This is a genomic window from Kitasatospora sp. NPDC023118, from assembly GCF_055560875.1.
Genome location: NZ_JBVHHW010000021.1, coordinates 127,568 through 145,390, shown reverse-complemented (window position 1 = coordinate 145,390; position 17,823 = coordinate 127,568). Strand labels below are relative to the sequence as shown.

Below are 17,823 nucleotides of genomic sequence, written 5' to 3'. Positions count from 1 at the left end.
GGTTACATTCCGAACCCGGAAGCTAAGCCTCACAGCGCCGATGGTACTGCAGGGGGGACCCTGTGGGAGAGTAGGACGCCGCCGAACAATCATTCCAAAAAGACCCCCTCCCATTCGGGAGGGGGTCTTTTTGCGTTAGCCTCTGCCAATGCAGAACCTGACCCTGACCTGGCAGTCCGCCGGGGGTGCCGCCGTCGGCCTCTACGGAGGCGCGTACGTTGCCGCGCGGGTCCGGAAGCCGGGGGTGTCGGCGCTGCTGCGGGAGGCCGGCACCCTGCTGGCGCTGTTCGCGCTCTGGCAGTTGGTGGGGCACTTGTCGGTGATGAGCGCCGACCACGCGTTGGACCGGGCGAGCTGGATCCACCGCACCGAGCAGATCATCGGGCTGCCGAACGAGGCGTCCTGGCAGGCGGCGATCACGCCGTACCCGGTGCTGGTGAGGCTGGCGAACTACTACTACGCGGTCATGCACTTCGCCGTGATGCTTGCTGTGCTGCTCTGGGTGTTCCTGCGGCACCGGGAGCGCTACGCGTGGGTGCGCAACACGGTGGTGATCACCACCGCGGTCTGTCTTCTGGTGCAGTTCATCCCGGTGGCGCCGCCGCGGATGCTGCCGCAGAACGGGTTCGTCGACGTTGCCGCCGAGTACGGGCAGTCGGTGTACGGGGGTGCGGTCGGCGGGGTGGTGGTGGCCGATCAGCTGTCGGCGATGCCGTCGGTGCACGTCGCCTGGTGCGTGCTGGCGGCGGTCGCGGTCGTGCGGGTGTCGCCGAGCCCGTTCCGCTGGGTGATGGTGTTGCACCCGGTGCTGACGGTCGCGGTGGTCGTGGTGACGGCCAACCACTTCTGGGCGGACGGCATCGTCGCCGTCGTGATCCTGCTCTTCGCCTACGCCGTCCTGGCGTTGGTGGCGCGCCGACGGGGTCGGGCCGCCGTCGAGACGGTGGCCCGACCCCGCAGTGGTGCCGAGGACCGGCTGAAGCAGATCACTTGACGGGCAGGGCGACCTTCCCCCAGGAGCCGTTGCTCAGCGCGGAGGTGGCCCAGTACCAGGCGGCGAGCCCGGAGACGGCCGCGATCCAGCCGGCCGCCTTGGCGAGGCCGCCGTACCCGCCGAAGGTGGCGATGGCGGACAGTACCAGGGAGAGCGTCAGCAGACCGTAGACGGCGCGGCTGAACAGACCGGCGCCCCAGCCGGCCGCGGTGAGGCTGAGGGCGAGCAGGGCCCACAGCAGCAGGAACAGACCGGCCGCGTTCTTGCTCGCGCCGCCCGCCACCGACCAGGTCGCCCAGAAGGCGCCGAGGCTGGTGAAGGCGGTGCCGGTGAAGCCCTCGCCGCGGCGGAGCTGCCACAGGCCCGCGATGAAGAGGGTGACGCCGCCGAGCAGGTGGGCGAGGTGGGCCGCGTCCCCGACACCGGCGCCGTGCAGGATTCCGGTGGAGAGCAGACCGTAGGCGAGCAGTGTCAGGCCGAGGGCGAGGTAGCCGAGGTTACCCGCGTCGGCTCCGGTGGAGCGGGCGTTCGATGCCCCGGTAGCGTCGTTGCTCACCGGAGGCTCCTTTCACTCTGGGCGCGCGCAGGGCGCAGTGACGCTTGGTGTCGTTTCGGTGAGTGGATGCGCGCGACCGCGCCGAGGGCGCACGGCGAAGGGCGTGCGCGGGCAGCGGTCAGAAGTGAGGTCAGAAATGATGGGCCAGCGCAGAGCCGCTGGTCACGTCCCCGCCGGGGGAGATTCCCCGGCTAGATCGGTGTACCCGGCCCAACTCGCTTGTACCCTTGTGAAGATAACAATTTGTGACTGCGTCAGGCGGTGCGCTGGGTCGGCACCCGCAGGGTCAGGATCGCCATGTCGTCGGACGGCGGCTCCGGGGCGAAGCGCTCGACCGCGCGCTGCACCCGCAGCGCGACCGCCCCAGCGGTCAGGCCGGTGCAGCCGGTGAGCACCTCGGCCAGGCCGTCGTCGCCCAGCATCCGCCGCCCCTCGCGGCGTTCGGTGACACCGTCGGTGACGCAGAGCAGGACCTCGCCGGGGGAGAGCACCAGGTGCTCGGCGGTGAGATCGAGGTCGTCCATGACGCCGAGCAGCGGCTGCGGGGTGGCGGCCCGGTCGACCCGGCCGTCGGTGCGCAGCCGCAGCGGCAGCGGGTGGCCGGCGCAGACCAGGGACAGTTCGGTGCTGCCGTCCGGGCGGGGCGTCAGTTCGCCGTAGAGCAGGGTGAGGAAGCGGCTGCGCGAACCCTCGTCCAGGATGGCCGCGTTGAGCCGGCGGAGCACCTGCGGGGCGTCCAGGCCCTCGCGGGCGAGCAGACGCAGCGAGTGCCGGGCCAGGCCGGTGACCGAGGCGGCCTCGGGGCCGGTGCCGCAGACGTCGCCGATCGCGAAGCCGTAGGTGCCCTCGCGGATGGTGAACAGGTCGTAGAAGTCGCCGCCGACCTCGTTGCCCTCGCCGGCCGCCTGGTAGTAGACGTCCACCTCGACGCCCGGGATCTCGGGCAGGTCCGGGGGCAGCAGGCTGCGCTGGAGGGCCTGGCTGGTGGCGGTGCGCTCGGAGTAGAGCCGGGAGTTGTCGAGGGCGAGGGCGGCCCGGCGGGAGAGGTCCTCGGCGAGTTCGAGGATCTCCTGGCGGAACCGGACCCCGGACGGGACGCCCAGCGCGAGCAGGCCGATGACCCGGTTGCGGGCGGTCAGCGGCAGCACCACGGTCTCGCCGAGCAGCCCGGTCAGTTCCGGGCTGTCGGTGAGGCCGAGGGCCTCGGCGGTCCCGGCGGGGGCCGCCCAGAAGCGGACGCCGTGGGTGGGGCCGGCCTCGGGGGCGGGGGTCTTGTCGAGCAGGTCGCGCAGCCGGTCGATCCGGTCCTCGTCCTCGTGCAGGACGAAGGCGAGGCCGGCCGAGGTGCCGTGGTCGCCGTTGGTGTAGACGGCGCACCAGGAGGAGAGGGTGGGGACGGCCATCTGGGCCATCAGGGCGAGGGTCTGCTCGTGTTCGAGGGTGCCGGCCAGCAGGTCGGAGGCCTCGACGAGGAAGGAGAGCGAGCCGCGGCGCAGCCGTTCCAGCTCGGTCAGCCGGGTGCTCTCGACGGCCAGGGCGACCCGGTCGGCGGCGAACTGCAGCCGCAGCGCGTCCTCGTTGTCGTAGCGGCCGGGCACGGCGGTGGCGATGCCGAGAGAGCCGATCAGGCGGCCCTCGACCTTGAGTGGGACGGTGACCAGGGAGCGCATGCCGCTGTCGGCGAGCAGCGGCAGGCCGGTGGGGCGGGCGGCGAGGTCCTCGTGGACGGAGGGCAGCCGGGCGGAGTCGTAGCGGTTGCCGGTCCCGACCGGGAAGCGGGCGTGCCGGCGGTGTCCATGGTTGAGGCCGGCGGCGGCGCGGAGCTCGAACTCGGTCTCGTCGTCGGTGGTGAGCAGCAGGTACGCGGCGTCGGCGTCGAGCAGGTCACGGGCGCGTTCGACGGTGCGCTGGAGCAGGGTGTCGAGGTCGTCGGTGTCGACCGGGCCGGCCAGCAGGTCGAGCCGGGGGCCGGTCGGGTCGGGGCGCTCGCCGGGCAGGGTGCGGGCGGGGGAGCGCAGCACGGCGCGGTCGGGTTCGAGGACGAGCAGGCAGAGGGTGGAGGGGACGCCCTCGGTGTCGCGCACGCGCACCTGGACGCCGTACACCTCGACCTCCTCGCCGTCGGCGCGGCGGACGCCGTAGCCGCCCTCCCAGTGGGCCAGCCGCAGGGTGTCGGTGAGGCCGAGGCCGCGGCCGGGGGACTGCGGCCAGACCGCGAGGTCGGCCCAGGGGCGGCCGAGGACGGCGGCGGCGGGGTACTGGAAGAGGGCCGCGGCGTCCGGGTTCCAGGCCAGGACGCGGCCGTCCTCGTCGAGCTGGACGACGGCGACGTGCACCGGTCCGGGGCTGCTGGGCAGGTCGCTGCCGGGGGTGGCGGGGACGGCGTAGCGGGTGCCGACCACGTGGGCGGGCAGGGTGAGCCGGAACCAGACGGTCTTCTGCCCGGCCGCGTACTCGACGCCCCAGCGCTCGGCGAGGGCGGAGCACATCAGCAGGCCCCGGCCGCCCTCGCCGTCGGGGTCGGCGTAGCGGTGCCCGTCGCCGAGCGAGGGCAGGCCGCGCTCGGGGTGGTGGTCGGTGACCTCGATCCGGACGGTCTCCTCCTCGCGCAGGCAGCAGACCTCGGCGGCGGTGCCGGCGTGCACGACGGCGTTGGTGACCAGTTCGCTGACCAGGACGACGGCGTCGTCGACGACTTCGGGCAGACCCCAGCCGAGCAGCGCGTCCCGGACGAAGCCCCGGGCGGCGGCCGCGGACCGGCCGTCGGGATCGAAGGTGGCGGCTGCGCGCGCGGTGACCACGTTGCCACTTCTCCTCTGCTGCTCTTGCCCTGGCTGTCCGGGGTGCGGCGCCGACTTCCCCGCGCGCGCCGTCGGGGTGGGCGGCGGCGCTGGGTCCGGTCGCGGCCCGGTGCAGCGCTCCACCCTACTTTCCGCTTGGTTCCCCGTGGGGGCGGGGCCGCGAAACAGGCACCTGAGGGTGATTCTGCCCACCTGTTTCGGACGGTGCGGTACCAACCGAGCGCAACCACCCGTATACCCGGCGCCAGTACTGCCAGACTGGGGGGTCCGCGACGGCCGGTGGGAGCAGTACGGTCGTGTGGGTGCCGGTGCTCCGTGGGGCCGCCGGTACGCAGCCCAGCCGGGCCGGTGCCCGGGTGCGTGCCGTACGGCACGGCGGTCACCGGACAGTTCACTATGTGGGAGGGGCCCGTTGAGTTCGGCCACCAAGGACGCAACCAAGGACGCAACCGGTACGACGCCGCCCGCTCCGCGCGGTGGACGGTCCGGGACGGCGCTGCGGAGCGCGGCCGGCCGGCGATCGGGCCACAACCGCGGCGCCGAGCCGGCCGACCTGCGCAAGCTGCTGGCCGCGTTGACCGCGATGCGGGACGGCAACTTCCGTCGCCGGCTGACGGTTCCGGGCGACGGGCCGCTGGCGGAGATCGCCGCGGTGTTCAACGAGGTCGCCGAGCGCAACCAGCACCTGACCGGTGAACTGGCCCGGGTGCGGCGGGCGGTGGGCCGCGAGGGCCGGCTGAACGAGCGGCTGGAGACCGGTGCGGGCGAGGGCGCCTGGATGGCGGCCGTCGACAACTGCAACGCGCTGATCGACGACCTGGCCCGTCCGATGGCCGAGGTGGGCCGGGTGCTGACCTCGATCGCCGAGGGCGACCTGGACCAGAAGATGGAGCTGCGCTCGCTGCACAGCAACGGGGTGAGCCACCCGCTGCGCGGCGAGTACCTGAAGATCGGGCGGACCGTCAACGGACTGGTGGACCAGCTCTCGGAGTTCACCGACGAGGTGACCCGGGTGGCCCGCGAGGTGGGCACCGAGGGCAAGCTCGGCGGTCAGGCCAAGGTCCGCAGTGTGTCCGGCAGTTGGAAGGACCTGGCGGACTCGGTCAACACCATGGCGGGCCGGCTGACCGCGCAGGTGCGCAACATCGCCCAGGTGACCACGGCGGTGGCCAAGGGCGACCTGTCCCGCAAGGTCACCGTGGACGTGGCCGGCGAGATGCTGGAGCTGAAGAACACCGTCAACACGATGGTGGACCAGCTGAACAGCTTCGCCGCCCAGGTCACCACGGTGGCCCGGGACGTCGGCACGGAGGGCCGGCTCGGTGGTCAGGCGCAGGTGCCGGGCGTGGCCGGGGTGTGGCGCGAACTGACCGACTCGGTGAACTTCATGGCCGACAACCTGACCGGCCAGGTGCGCAACATCGCTCAGGTGACCACGGCGGTGGCGCGCGGGGACCTGTCGCAGAAGATCGAGGTGGACGCGCGCGGCGAGATGCTGGAGCTGAAGAACACCATCAACACGATGGTGGACCAGCTATCCGGCTTCGCGGAACAGGTGACCCGGGTGGCCCGTCAGGTGGGTACCGAGGGCCGGCTCGGTGGTCAGGCGCAGGTGCCCTGGGCGGCCGGGGTGTGGCGGGATCTGACCGACAACGTCAACTTCATGGCGAACAACCTCACCGATCAGGTGCGCAACATCGCCCAGGTGACGACCGCGGTCGCCAAGGGCGACCTGTCGCAGAAGATCCAGGTGGACGCGCGCGGGGAGATCCTGGAGCTGAAGAACACCATCAACACGATGGTGGACCAGCTCTCCTCCTTCGCCGACGAGGTGACCCGGGTGGCCCGGGACGTCGGCACCGAGGGCATCCTCGGCGGCCAGGCCAGCGTGCCCGGGGTGTCCGGCACCTGGAAGGACCTGACCAACAGCGTCAACCTGATGGCCAACAACCTGACCAGCCAGGTCCGCAACATCGCCGAGGTGACCACGGCGGTGGCGCGCGGCGACGTGTCGAAGAAGATCACCGTCGACGCCCGGGGCGAGATCCTGGAGCTGGTGACCACCGTCAACACGATGGTCGACCAGCTGTCGGCCTTCGCCGACGAGGTCACCCGGGTGGCGCGCGAGGTGGGCACCGAGGGCATTCTGGGCGGCCAGGCGCGGGTGCGCGGGGTGTCGGGCATCTGGAAGGACCTGACCGACAACGTCAACTTCATGGCGTCGAACCTGACCGGGCAGGTGCGCAACATCGCCGAGGTCGCCTCTGCGGTGGCCCGCGGCGACCTCTCCAAGAAGATCACCATCGATGCCCAGGGCGAGATCGCGACGCTCGCCGGGACCCTGAACACCATGGTCGACCAGCTGTCCGCGTTCGCGGTGGAGGTCACCCGGGTGGCCCGCGAGGTGGGCACCGACGGCACCCTGGGCGGCCAGGCGAGCGTGCCGGGCGTGGCCGGCATCTGGAAGGACCTGACCGACAACGTCAACCAGATGGCCAACAACCTCACCGGCCAGGTCCGCAACATCGCGCTGGTGATCACGGCGGTGGCGCGCGGCGACCTGTCGCAGAAGATCGACGTCGACGCGCGCGGCGAGATCCTCCAGCTCAAGACCAACATCAACACCATGGTCGACCAGCTCTCGGCCTTCGCCGACGAGGTCACCCGGGTCGCCCGCGAGGTGGGCACCGACGGGCGGCTGGGCGGCCAGGCCCGGGTGCCCGGCGTGGACGGCACCTGGCAGGACCTCACCGAGTCGGTGAACGAGCTGGCCAACAACCTGACCCGGCAGGTGCGCGCGATCGCCCAGGTCGCCACCGCGGTGACCAGGGGCGACCTGAGCCTGCGGATCGACGTGGACGCCGCGGGGGAGCTCGACGAGCTCAAGGACAACATCAACCAGATGATCGCCAACCTGCGCGAGACCACCCGCACCAACCAGGAGCAGGACTGGCTCAAGACCAACCTGGCCCGGATCTCCGGCCTGCTCCAGGGCCGCCGGGACCTGGAGGCGGTCGCCTCGCTGATCATGACCGAGCTGACCCCGGTGGTCTCCGCCCAGCACGGCGCCTTCTTCCTGGCCCAGCCGGCCGGCCGCACCGCCGAGCTGATCACCGAGGACGACGACGAGAACGACACCGTGCTGCGGCTGATCGGCAGCTACGGCTACCAGCGGCGGGCGATGCCGACCACCTTCCGGCCCGGCGAGTCGCTGATCGGCCAGGCGGCGGTGGAGAAGCGGGCGATCATCGTCAAGGAGGCGCCGCCCGGATACCTCAAGATCGCCTCCGGCCTCGGCGAGGCCTCGCCGACCCACATCGTGGTGCTGCCGGTGCAGTTCGAGGGCCGGCTGCTCGGCGTGATCGAGCTGGCCACCTTCAGCTCCTTCACCACCGTCGCGCTGGACTTCCTCAACCAGATCGCCGACCTGATCGGCGTCACCGTCAACACCATCAGCGTCAACACCAAGACCGAGGGCCTGTTGCTGGAGTCCCAGCGGCTCACCGCCGAACTGTCGATGCGATCCGCCGAGTTGGAGGCGCGGCAGGAGGAACTGGAGCGCACCAACGAGGAGTTGCAGGAGAAGGCCGAGCAACTCGCCCAGCAGAACCGCGACATCGAGATCAAGAACAGCGAGATCGAGGAGGCCCGGCAGGTCCTGGAGGAGCGCGCCGAACAGCTCGCCCTGGCCTCCCGCTACAAGAGCGAGTTCCTCGCCAACATGTCGCACGAGCTGCGCACCCCGCTCAACTCGCTGCTGATCCTGGCCAAGCTGCTCTCCGACAACAACGAGGGCAACCTCTCGCCCAAGCAGGTCGAGTTCGCCGACACCATCCACGGCGCCGGCTCCGACCTGCTCCAGCTGATCAACGACATCCTGGACCTGTCCAAGGTCGAGGCGGGCAAGATGGACGTCCGTCCGGCCCGGATCGCCCTGGTCCAGCTGGTCGACTACGTCGAGGCCACCTTCCAGCCGGTCGCCGTGGACAAGAACCTGGACTTCGCGGTGCGGGTCTCGCCGGCCCTGCCGGTCACCCTGCACACCGACGAGCAGCGGCTCCAGCAGGTGCTGCGCAACCTGATCTCCAACGCCGTCAAGTTCACCGACAACGGCGGCGTCGACTTCTCGATCAGCGCGGCCGGCCAGGGCGCCCCGCAGTACGTGCGCGAGCGGCTGCTGGAGTCCGGCTCGATCCAGGACCCGGACGACGAGCTGATCGCCTTCTCGGTCTCCGACACCGGCATCGGCATCCCCGGCAACAAGCTGCGGGAGATCTTCGAGGCGTTCAAGCAGGCCGACGGCACCACCAGCCGCAAGTACGGCGGCACCGGCCTCGGCCTGTCGATCAGCCGGGAGATCGCCCGGCTGCTCGGTGGCGAGATCCACGCCGAGAGCGAGCTGGGCCGGGGTTCGACCTTCACCCTGTACCTGCCGCTGCGCACCGAGGCCCCGGGCGGCGCCCCCGTCGACCGTCAGCCCGAGCGCCCGGGCCAGTCGGCCGCGCCGGCGCCCCGTTCCTCGGTCGGGGTGACCCCGGTGGGCCTGCCGGTGCCGGTGGGTGAGAACCCGGCCGACCACTGGGCCCAGGAGGTCCGGGAGCTGGCCGAGGAGCGCCGCCGCGGGGCGTTGGAGCGCCGGCGCAGCGCCGCCCTGGAGAGCGCCGCCGCGTCCCGCCAGGCGGAGCCCGCGCAGCAGCCCCGGTCGGTCCACGGCGACACCCGCTTCGACGGCCAGCAGGTGCTGATCGTGGACGACGACGTGCGCAACGTGTTCGCCCTGACCAGCGTGCTGGAGCAGCACGGCCTGACCGTCCTGTACGCCGAGAACGGCCGCGAGGGCATCGAGATGCTGGAGCAGCACGAGCACGTGGCGCTGGTCCTGATGGACATCATGATGCCGGAGATGGACGGCTACGCGACCACCGAGGCGATCCGCCGGATGCCCCAGTTCGCCGGGCTGCCGATCATCGCGCTGACCGCCAAGGCGATGAAGGGCGACCGCGAGAAGTCGCTGGAGGCGGGCGCCACCGACCACATCACCAAGCCGGTGGAGACCGACCACCTGCTGTCGGTGATGCACGAGTGGTTGAACGGGGACCGCGGGTGAATGTCCTGTGCGGCGCGAACTCCGGGCCGGGCCCCGGGGTTCGCGCCTGCCGGTCGGCCGGTTTGCTGGCGGACGGACCCGGGAACCCGGTAGGGTCACCGATCGTTGCGAACAGTGACCGGACGGCGACACGCTGGTGAGCGTGCGCCGGAGCACTGGCTGCGCGCCGCTCCGGATCGGGTCCCGACGGAGCGATGTGCCGGGCGAGGGGGTGCGGCTAGCATGACCGGGGTAGCGGTGGGCAGTGCGCGGGTGCCTTCACCGGGCGGCAGGCAAGCGACAGGAGGGCGGGCCCCCATGCAGAAGGCGAAGATCCTCCTGGTCGACGACCGACCGGAGAACCTGCTGGCGCTGGAGGCGATCCTCTCCGCCCTGGACCAGACGCTCGTGCGCGCCGCCTCCGGCGAGGAGGCACTCAAGGCGCTGCTGACCGACGACTTCGCGGTGATCCTGCTGGACGTCCAGATGCCGGGCATGGACGGCTTCGAGACCGCCGCCCACATCAAGCGCCGTGAGCGCACCCGGGACATCCCGATCATCTTCCTCACCGCGATCAACCACGGGCCGCACCACACCTTCCGCGGCTACGCGGCCGGGGCGGTGGACTACATCTCCAAACCCTTCGACCCGTGGGTGCTGCGGGCCAAGGTCTCGGTCTTCGTCGACCTGTACGTCAAGAACTGCCAGTTGAAGGAGCAGGCCGCGCTGCTGCGGCTGCAGCTGGAGGCGGGCGGCGGCGAGCCGGCCCTCGGCGGGGCGCTGCTGGGCGAGCTGTCCGCGCGGCTGGCGGCGGTCGAGGAGCAGGCGGAGGCGCTGGGCAAGCAGCTGGACGGGGCCGAGGACGCCGGGGTGGCCGCCACCGCGGCGCACCTGGAACGCAAGCTCGTCGGCCTGCGCCGGGCCCTGGACGCGATGCGCCCGGGCAGCTCGTAGGGCGTCCGCCGGGCGCGCGGAGCCGGCGCCCCGCGTTCGGCCGTCCGGGTGGTTCGACGGTACGGCCGGGTGAAGCCCGGTCAGCGTGACGGTGTGTCTGCGACACGTCCGGGCGCTGCGGCTCGGCCGCATGTGCACCGGTGGTTCGCACCGGTAGGCTGCTGACCCATGGCCACTCGCACGCCCGGGAACGCAGCACGTAAGTCGACTCCGGGACCGTCCAAGAAGGCCGCGGCGAAGGCCCCGGGCAAGCCGCCCGCGAAGAAGGCGGCAGCTCGCAGGGCCCCCGCGAAGAAGGCGGCGGCCAAGTCGGCCCCGCCACCGCCGCCGTCCCGCTCGGGGCTGATGCGGCTCCTCAACGCCTTGGCGAGCCCGATCGCCGCGATCTTCCGCGGCGTCGGCGACGGCGCCAAGAACCTCCACCCGGCCCACCGCAAGGACGGACTGGGCCTGGTGTTGTTCGCACTCGGGATGGTGACCGCCGCCGGCACCTGGTTCAGCCCGCAGGGCTGGCTGGGCGAGGCGGCCACCGCCGTGGTGTCCGGGCTGTTCGGGCGGCTCGACGTGCTGGTGCCGTTCCTGCTGGCCGGGATCGCGATCCGGCTCTGGCGCCACCCCGAGCTGCCGGAGGCCAATGGCCGGATCGTGATCGGGCTGGGCGCGCTGCTGGTCGGCGTCCTCGGCCTGGTCCACATCGGGTGCGGCGCGCCCATGATGGGCAGCGGGGCCTCCCGGATAAGGGCGGCCGGCGGGATCATCGGCTGGGCCGCGTCCACTCCGATGATGGCCGCCGCCGGGCCGGCGCTGGCCGTGCCGCTGCTCCTGCTGCTGGCCTTCTTCGGTCTGCTGGTGGTCACCGCCACCCCGGTCAACCGGATCGGCGAGCGGGTGCGGGGGCTGTTCGTACGGCTCGGCGTGATCGAGTCAGGGCCGGAGGACGAGCCGCGCTGGGGGCGTACGCCGGAGCGCGAGCTGTCCACCGACCCGCCGGAGGACGCCGACCCCGACGCCATGCCGTTCACCCTGGACACCGACGGTGAAGACCCGACCGACGAGGTGGCCGCCCGTCGACGCCGCCGCCGGCGCAGACAGAGCGTCGACGACGAGGAGCAGCCGGAGGCCGTCCGGGTCTCGCTCGACAAGGAGCCGCTGGACCCGTACGCCACCCGCGACCTCGCCGCCGGCGCGGCCGCCGACCTGGACGGCGCGCTGGTCTACGGGGTGCCCGCCTCCTCCGCGGTGGCGGACATGATGCACCAGGTCGAGGACCTCACCGCCGCGCCGGAGGAGCCCGCCGTCCCGGCCGCGCGCAGCGGCGGACCGGGCGCGCCCGCGGAGCACGGCCCGGCGCCGGTGCGGATGGAGCAGCTCCAGCTCGGCGAGGGCATCACCTACGCGCTGCCCTCGCTCGACCTGCTGGAGCGCGGCGGCCCGGCCAAGGCCCGCAGTGCCCTCAACGACGAGGTGGTGGCCCAGCTCACCGGCACCTTCGCCGAGTTCAAGGTGGACGCCAAGGTCACCGGCTTCACCCGCGGCCCGACGGTCACCCGCTACGAGGTCGAGCTCGGCCCGGCCGTCAAGGTGGAGCGGATCACCGCGCTCGCCAAGAACATCGCGTACGCGGTGGCCAGCCCGGACGTGCGGATCATCAGCCCGATCCCGGGCAAGTCCGCGGTCGGCATCGAGATCCCCAACCGGGACCGCGAGATGGTCAACCTCGGCGACCTGCTGCGCTCGCGCACGGCCGCCGAGGACACCCACCCGATGGTCGTCGGCATGGGCAAGGACGTCGAGGGCCACACCGTGATGGCCAACCTCGCCAAGATGCCGCACATCCTGGTGGCCGGTGCGACCGGCGCCGGCAAGTCGTCCTGCATCAACTGCCTGATCACCTCGATCCTCGCCCGGGCCACCCCGGACGAGGTGCGGATGGTCCTGGTCGACCCCAAGCGGGTCGAGCTGACCGCGTACGAGGGCATCCCGCACCTGATCACGCCGATCATCACCAACCCCAAGAAGGCCGCCGAGGCCCTCCAGTGGGTGGTGCGCGAGATGGACCTGCGCTACGACGACCTCGCGGCGTACGGCTTCCGGCACGTGGACGACTTCAACGAGGCGGTGAAGGCCGGCAGGGTCACCCCGCCGCTGGGCAGCGAGCGGGAGCTGAGGCCGTACCCGTACCTGCTGGTGATCGTCGACGAACTGGCCGACCTGATGATGGTCGCGCCGCGCGACGTCGAGGACTCGGTGGTCCGGATCACCCAGCTGGCCCGCGCGGCCGGCATCCACCTGGTGCTCGCCACCCAGCGGCCCTCGGTGGACGTGGTCACCGGCCTGATCAAGGCCAACGTGCCGTCCCGGCTGGCCTTCGCGACCTCCGCGATGGCCGACTCCCGGGTCATCCTGGACCAACCCGGCGCGGAGAAGCTGATCGGCAAGGGCGACGCGCTCTTCCTGCCGATGGGCGCGAGCAAGCCGATCCGCATGCAGGGCGCGTTCGTCACCGAGGCGGAGATCGCCAAGGTGGTGCAGCACTGCAAGGACCAGCTGAGCGCCGTCTACCGGGACGACGTGATGGCCGGGGCCGGGCCGAAGAAGGAGATCGACGAGGAGATCGGCGACGACCTGGACCTGCTGATCCAGGCGGCCGAGCTGGTGGTCTCCACCCAGTTCGGCTCGACCTCGATGCTCCAGCGCAAGCTCCGGGTCGGTTTCGCCAAGGCGGGCCGGCTGATGGACCTGATGGAGTCGCGCGGGATCGTCGGTCCGAGCGAGGGCTCCAAGGCCCGCGACGTCCTGGTGAAGCCGGACGAGTTGGACGGCGTGCTGATGACCCTGCGGGGCTGACGGGCCGTGCCCTCCGGGTGTGTTCACTCGTTCGGAGGAGGGTAGGCGCGGTGTGGGGAACCGAACGTCCGTACACCGCGTCACAGGCCGGAAAGCGCACTCCGGGTCCCCGCGTGTCCCGCTGACGACCGGTCAGCGGGGGGCGGCCCCCGGTCGGAGCGGGCGCGCGCAATCCGTCCCGTTTCTGCTTGAGCAACGATCCGTCCACGCCCCTACACTGTTCTCCAGCAGGTGGCCATCCGCTCGAAAGGCGTGCCCCGTGACCATCGGCAAGTCCTCCGACCGCGAGAACGCCCCGTCGTCCGTCGAGCCGACCGACGACTCGGTGCAGGCGGCCGATGCCCCGAGCATCGGCCGGGTGCTATCCGCCTCCCGGATCGAGGCGGGACTCACGGTGGACCAGGTGAGTACCGCCACCCGGGTGCGGGTGCCGATCGTCCACGCCATCGAGGAGGACGACTTCGACCGCTGCGGCGGCGACTTCTACGCCCGCGGGCACATCCGCTCGATCGCCCGCGCGGTCGGCGTGGACGGCGAGGCGCTGGTCGCCCGCTACGACGCCGCGCACGGCGGCTCGCCGGCGGCCAAGCGCCCGGCCACCCAGCTGATCGACAGCGGCCCGATCAGGGTGCCCAGCCGCGGCCGGCCGAACTGGGCGGCGGCCATGGTCGCCGCGATCGTCGCGGTGGTCGTGCTGATCGGCTTCAACCTGGTGAGCGGCAAGGGCGGCCACGGCACCACCGGCTCCGCCAGCGCGCCACTGCCCAGCGGCGCCGGCACCGGCTCGGTCGCCCCGGAAACGCCCACCGTCCAGCCGCCGGCGCCCGCGCCGAGCGCCGCCGCGATCGCCGCCGTCCCGGCCGACAAGGTCACCGTGAAGCTGGTCGCCCAGGGCACCAGCTGGGTCTCGGCGATGGACGGCAACGGCAAGTCGCTGTTCCAGAACAACATCAGCGACGGTCAGGACCAGACCTTCACCGACCCCAAGCAGATCAAGCTGGTGCTCGGCAACGGCGGGGCCGTGCACGCGTACGTCAACGGCAAGGACCTCGGAGTCCTCGGCAAGGACGGCCAGGTGGTGCACGTCACGTACACCCCCGGAGACCCGCAGGCTGGCTGACCACAGGGGCCGTCGAGGGCCGTCGATGATCAGCTGATCGATGGCACGCGGCCTCCGGGGCGAACGGCACCGGAGGCCGCGCGTTAATCTTGGGCCTATGCCTGAACGCCGCACTGTCGCCCTTGTCACGCTCGGATGCGCCCGCAACGAGGTGGACTCCGAGGAACTCGCCGGGCGACTGGAAGCCGACGGCTGGTTGCTCGTCGACGACGCCGCCGAGGCGGACGTCGCCGTCGTCAACACCTGCGGCTTCGTCGAGGCCGCCAAGAAGGACTCCGTGGACGCCCTGCTGGAGGCCAACGACCTCAAGGGCCACGGCCGCACCCAGGCCGTCGTCGCGGTCGGCTGTATGGCCGAGCGGTACGGCAAGGAGCTCGCCGACGCGCTGCCCGAGGCGGACGGCGTGCTCGGCTTCGACGACTACGCCGACATCTCCGACCGCCTGCAGACCATCCTCTCCGGCGGCCACCACGCCCCGCACATCCCGCGCGACCGCCGCAAGCTGCTGCCGATCAGCCCCGCCGAGCGGCAGTCCGCCGCCGAGGCCGTCGCGCTGCCCGGCCACGGCGCCGAGGCCGCCGCCGAGCCGATCGCCGACCTGCCCGACGGCCTCGCGCCCGCCTCCGGCCCGCGCACCCTGCGCAAGCGGCTGGACGACAGCCCGGTCGCCTCGGTCAAGCTCGCCTCCGGCTGCGACCGGCGCTGCTCCTTCTGCGCCATCCCGGCCTTCCGCGGCTCGTTCATCTCCCGCCGCCCCTCCGACGTGCTGCACGAGGCCCAGTGGCTGGCCGAGCAGGGCGTCCGCGAGATCGTCCTGGTCAGCGAGAACAACACCTCGTACGGCAAGGACCTCGGCGACATCCGGCTGCTGGAGACGTTGCTCGGCGAGATCTCCGCGATCGAGGGCGTCGAGCGGGTCCGGGTCTCCTACCTGCAGCCGGCCGAGATGCGCCCGGGCCTGATCGACGCGATGACCGGGACCACCGACGTGGTGCCGTACTTCGACCTGTCCTTCCAGCACTCGGCGCCCGCCGTGCTGCGCCGGATGCGCCGCTTCGGCTCCACCGACCAGTTCCTGGAGCTGCTGAAGACCATCCGCGACAAGGCCCCGCAGGCCGGCGCCCGGTCCAACTTCATCGTCGGCTTCCCCGGGGAGACCGGGGAGGACTACGCCGAGCTGGAACGCTTCGTCACCCACGCCGGGCTGGACGCGATCGGCGTCTTCGGCTACTCCGACGAGGAGGGCACCGAGGCCGCGACCTACGACGGCAAGCTGCCCGAGGACGTGGTCGCCGACCGGCTGAGCCGGCTGAGCCGTCTCGCCGAGGAGATGACCGCCCAGCGGGCCGAGCAGCGGGTCGGCACCGAGGTCGAGGTGCTGATCGAGTCGGTCGAGGACGGCGTGGTCGAGGGCCGCTCCGCCCACCAGGCTCCGGAGACCGACGGCCTGACCACCCTGAACGGCGTCGAGAACCCGGAGGTCGGGCAGTTCTGGCGGGCCACCGTGGTGGCCAGCGAGGGTGTCGACCTGATCGCCGAGGCGCTGGAACGGGTGCGACTGCCCAGGACTTCGGGGGCCGAGGCTCCGGGAGTCGGGGAATGACCAAGGGGCCAGGCGCCCCGGCCGCGGCCCACCCGGGCAGACCGTCGGCCGCCCTTCCGCCGGCGCCGGGTGTCTGGAACATCGCCAACGTGCTCACGATGGTCCGGGTCCTGCTGGTCCCGGTCTTCGTGGCGCTGCTGTTCGCCGACGGCGGACACAACCCCAAGTGGCGCGCCGTCGCCTGGGCCGCGTTCGCGATCGCGATGATCACCGACCTGTTCGACGGTGAACTCGCCCGCCGCAAGGGCCTGGTCACCGACTTCGGGAAGATCGCCGACCCGATCGCCGACAAGGCGATCATGGGCTCGGCGCTGATCGGCCTCTCGCTGCTCGGCGACCTGCCCTGGTGGGTCACCGCGGTGATCCTGGCCCGCGAGCTCGGCATCACGCTGATGCGCTTCTGGGTGATCCGCTACGGGGTCATCCCGGCCAGCCGCGGCGGCAAGCTCAAGACGCTGACCCAGGGCACCGCGGTCGGCATGTACGTCCTGCCGCTGACCGGCTGGCTGGCCACCGGACGGGCCGTCCTGATGGGCCTGGCGGTGCTGCTCACCGTCGGCACGGCGCTGGACTACATCGGACAGGCGCTGCGACTGCGCCGCGAGGGAACGGCCGCGGAGCGCGCGGACCGGTGAGCGACGGGGGAGACCGGGTGACGGACTACGAGCTGGCCGATCGGGCGCACACCGCGCTGCGGGCCCAGGGGGGCACCCTGGCCGTCGCCGAGTCGCTGACCGGCGGGCTGCTGGCCGCCGCGCTGGTGGACGTCCCCGGGGCGTCCGCGACCTTCCGCGGCTCGGTCACCGCCTACGCGACCGAGCTGAAGGCCTCGGTGCTCGGTGTGGACGAGGGCCTGTTGGACGTGTACGGTCCGGTGCACCCGGTGGTGGCCCGGCAGATGGCCGAGGGCGTGCGGGGGCTGCTGGGGGCCACGTACGGGCTCGCGACGACCGGGGTGGCCGGTCCGGACCCGCAGGACGGTCAGCCGGTCGGCACCGTACACCTGGCGGTGGCCGGCCCGGGGGGAACTCTGGTCAGTTCGCCCCTGCTGTCGGGTGGTCGTGCCACAATCCGTCACGGGGCGGTGACCGCCGCACTGGAGCTGCTCGTCGGCCGGCTCGCTCGGTAGGGGCCGGCGGAGGATCTCCACCGAACCGAGATCTGTCGAACCGGCACGCGCGGGTATGGCACTGCTGGAGGATCGTGTTACATCCGAGGTCCTGGTTGGGCAGATACCAGATGGCGAACGAGTTGCGTGATGGTGGCCGGGTGGGCCGCGTCGGGTACCACGAGGGGCCCGCGAACCCGGGTGTGACACCGGAACGAGGAGGGGGACGGCCTTGCAGCCCAGAGTGAACACGACCGGGGTCCCCGCACGCGAAGCGGGCAAGGCGGTACGGTGGGGGCGTGACATCTCGATCCGCAGTCCGAGGAGGGAGGCACCGATGATCCTGCTCCGTCGCCTACTGGGCGATGTACTGCGTCGGCAGCGCCAGCGCCAGGGCCGCACACTCCGCGAGGTGTCGGCGGCCGCCAGGGTTTCGCTCGGATACCTCTCCGAGGTCGAGCGGGGACAGAAGGAGGCCTCCTCGGAGCTGCTCTCCGCCATCTGCGACGCACTCGACGTCCGGATGTCCGAGGTCATGCGCGAGGTCAGCGACGAACTGTCGCTCGCCGAACTTGCGGCGATGGCCACCCTCTCCGAAGGTGATCTGCTGAGGCCGGTACTCGAACCGGTTCCGCTGCCCGCCCCCGGCGCCGACCGGGCGAACATGTCGCCCAAGGCCGCCGCGATGGACGTGGTCGCCGCCTGATTCCGGCCTCGACACCCGGGCTCCACCGATGCCCGGGGCGAGCGGAGG

Annotated in this window: 11 protein-coding genes and 1 rRNA gene; 10 read left to right on the top strand and 2 right to left on the bottom strand. The window is 71.9% G+C overall.

Annotated elements, in window-relative coordinates; translation table 11 throughout:
• A 5S ribosomal RNA gene (gene rrf / locus ACZ3UD_RS26120) occupies window positions 1-87 on the top strand; the annotation flags it as partial.
• A gap of 61 nt (window positions 88-148) precedes the next feature.
• The gene (locus ACZ3UD_RS26115) at window positions 149-994 is read left to right on the top strand and encodes a phosphatase PAP2 family protein (RefSeq protein ID WP_465592362.1); all 846 of its coding nucleotides are present in this window, start codon (window positions 149-151) and stop codon (window positions 992-994) included.
• Here the strand turns inward: ACZ3UD_RS26115 and ACZ3UD_RS26110 are convergent.
• Together ACZ3UD_RS26110 and ACZ3UD_RS26105 are read right to left on the bottom strand one after the other, a co-directional pair.
• The gene (locus ACZ3UD_RS26110) at window positions 987-1,550 is read right to left on the bottom strand and encodes an acetate uptake transporter (protein WP_465592359.1); all 564 of its coding nucleotides are present in this window, start codon (window positions 1,548-1,550) and stop codon (window positions 987-989) included. The two genes, ACZ3UD_RS26115 and ACZ3UD_RS26110, sit on opposite strands and share 8 nt — an antisense overlap.
• Before the next feature lie 254 nt (window positions 1,551-1,804).
• Window positions 1,805-4,351, bottom strand: a complete 2,547-nt coding sequence (locus ACZ3UD_RS26105; RefSeq protein ID WP_465592356.1) for a SpoIIE family protein phosphatase — start codon at window positions 4,349-4,351, stop codon at window positions 1,805-1,807.
• Window positions 4,352-4,934: 583 nt separating this feature from the next.
• Here ACZ3UD_RS26105 and ACZ3UD_RS26100 point away from each other — a divergent pair.
• From ACZ3UD_RS26100 to ACZ3UD_RS26065, 8 genes are all read left to right on the top strand, one after another.
• Window positions 4,935-9,458: a HAMP domain-containing protein gene (locus ACZ3UD_RS26100; RefSeq protein WP_465592384.1), complete on the top strand. Its 4,524-nt coding sequence runs from the start codon at window positions 4,935-4,937 to the stop codon at window positions 9,456-9,458.
• A 297-nt stretch (window positions 9,459-9,755) separates the two neighbouring features.
• Window positions 9,756-10,391 (top strand): response regulator, encoded by a 636-nt coding sequence (locus ACZ3UD_RS26095; RefSeq protein ID WP_465592353.1) that lies wholly within the window; start codon window positions 9,756-9,758, stop codon window positions 10,389-10,391.
• A 168-nt stretch (window positions 10,392-10,559) separates the two neighbouring features.
• A complete protein-coding gene (locus ACZ3UD_RS26090) occupies window positions 10,560-13,238 on the top strand; it encodes a DNA translocase FtsK (RefSeq protein ID WP_465592350.1) in 2,679 nt (892 codons plus the stop codon).
• Between the two features lie 259 nt (window positions 13,239-13,497).
• Window positions 13,498-14,358: a helix-turn-helix domain-containing protein gene (locus tag ACZ3UD_RS26085; protein WP_465592347.1), complete on the top strand. Its 861-nt coding sequence runs from the start codon at window positions 13,498-13,500 to the stop codon at window positions 14,356-14,358.
• Window positions 14,359-14,455: 97 nt separating this feature from the next.
• Complete coding sequence (gene rimO / locus ACZ3UD_RS26080; protein WP_465592344.1) at window positions 14,456-15,961, top strand: 30S ribosomal protein S12 methylthiotransferase RimO; 1,506 nt, start codon at window positions 14,456-14,458, stop codon at window positions 15,959-15,961.
• Complete coding sequence (gene pgsA, locus ACZ3UD_RS26075; protein ID WP_465592341.1) at window positions 15,958-16,596, top strand: CDP-diacylglycerol--glycerol-3-phosphate 3-phosphatidyltransferase; 639 nt, start codon at window positions 15,958-15,960, stop codon at window positions 16,594-16,596. Before rimO ends, pgsA begins: the two co-directional genes overlap by 4 nt.
• 17 nt (window positions 16,597-16,613) lie before the next feature.
• A complete protein-coding gene (locus ACZ3UD_RS26070; protein ID WP_380615210.1) occupies window positions 16,614-17,090 on the top strand; it encodes a CinA family protein in 477 nt (158 codons plus the stop codon).
• Window positions 17,091-17,406: 316 nt separating this feature from the next.
• A complete protein-coding gene (locus ACZ3UD_RS26065) occupies window positions 17,407-17,775 on the top strand; it encodes a helix-turn-helix domain-containing protein (protein ID WP_030290911.1) in 369 nt (122 codons plus the stop codon).
• Window positions 17,776-17,823 lie beyond the last annotated feature (48 nt).

Coding starts and splice junctions, on each gene's coding strand:
- ACZ3UD_RS26115 (WP_465592362.1), top strand. CDS start 149: ATGCAGAACCTGACCCTGACCTGGCAGTCCGCCGGGGGTGCCGCCGTC.
- ACZ3UD_RS26100 (WP_465592384.1), top strand. CDS start 4,935: ATGCGGGACGGCAACTTCCGTCGCCGGCTGACGGTTCCGGGCGACGGG.
- ACZ3UD_RS26095 (WP_465592353.1), top strand. CDS start 9,756: ATGCAGAAGGCGAAGATCCTCCTGGTCGACGACCGACCGGAGAACCTG.
- ACZ3UD_RS26090 (WP_465592350.1), top strand. CDS start 10,560: ATGGCCACTCGCACGCCCGGGAACGCAGCACGTAAGTCGACTCCGGGA.
- rimO (WP_465592344.1), top strand. CDS start 14,456: ATGCCTGAACGCCGCACTGTCGCCCTTGTCACGCTCGGATGCGCCCGC.
- pgsA (WP_465592341.1), top strand. CDS start 15,958: ATGACCAAGGGGCCAGGCGCCCCGGCCGCGGCCCACCCGGGCAGACCG.
- ACZ3UD_RS26065 (WP_030290911.1), top strand. CDS start 17,407: ATGATCCTGCTCCGTCGCCTACTGGGCGATGTACTGCGTCGGCAGCGC.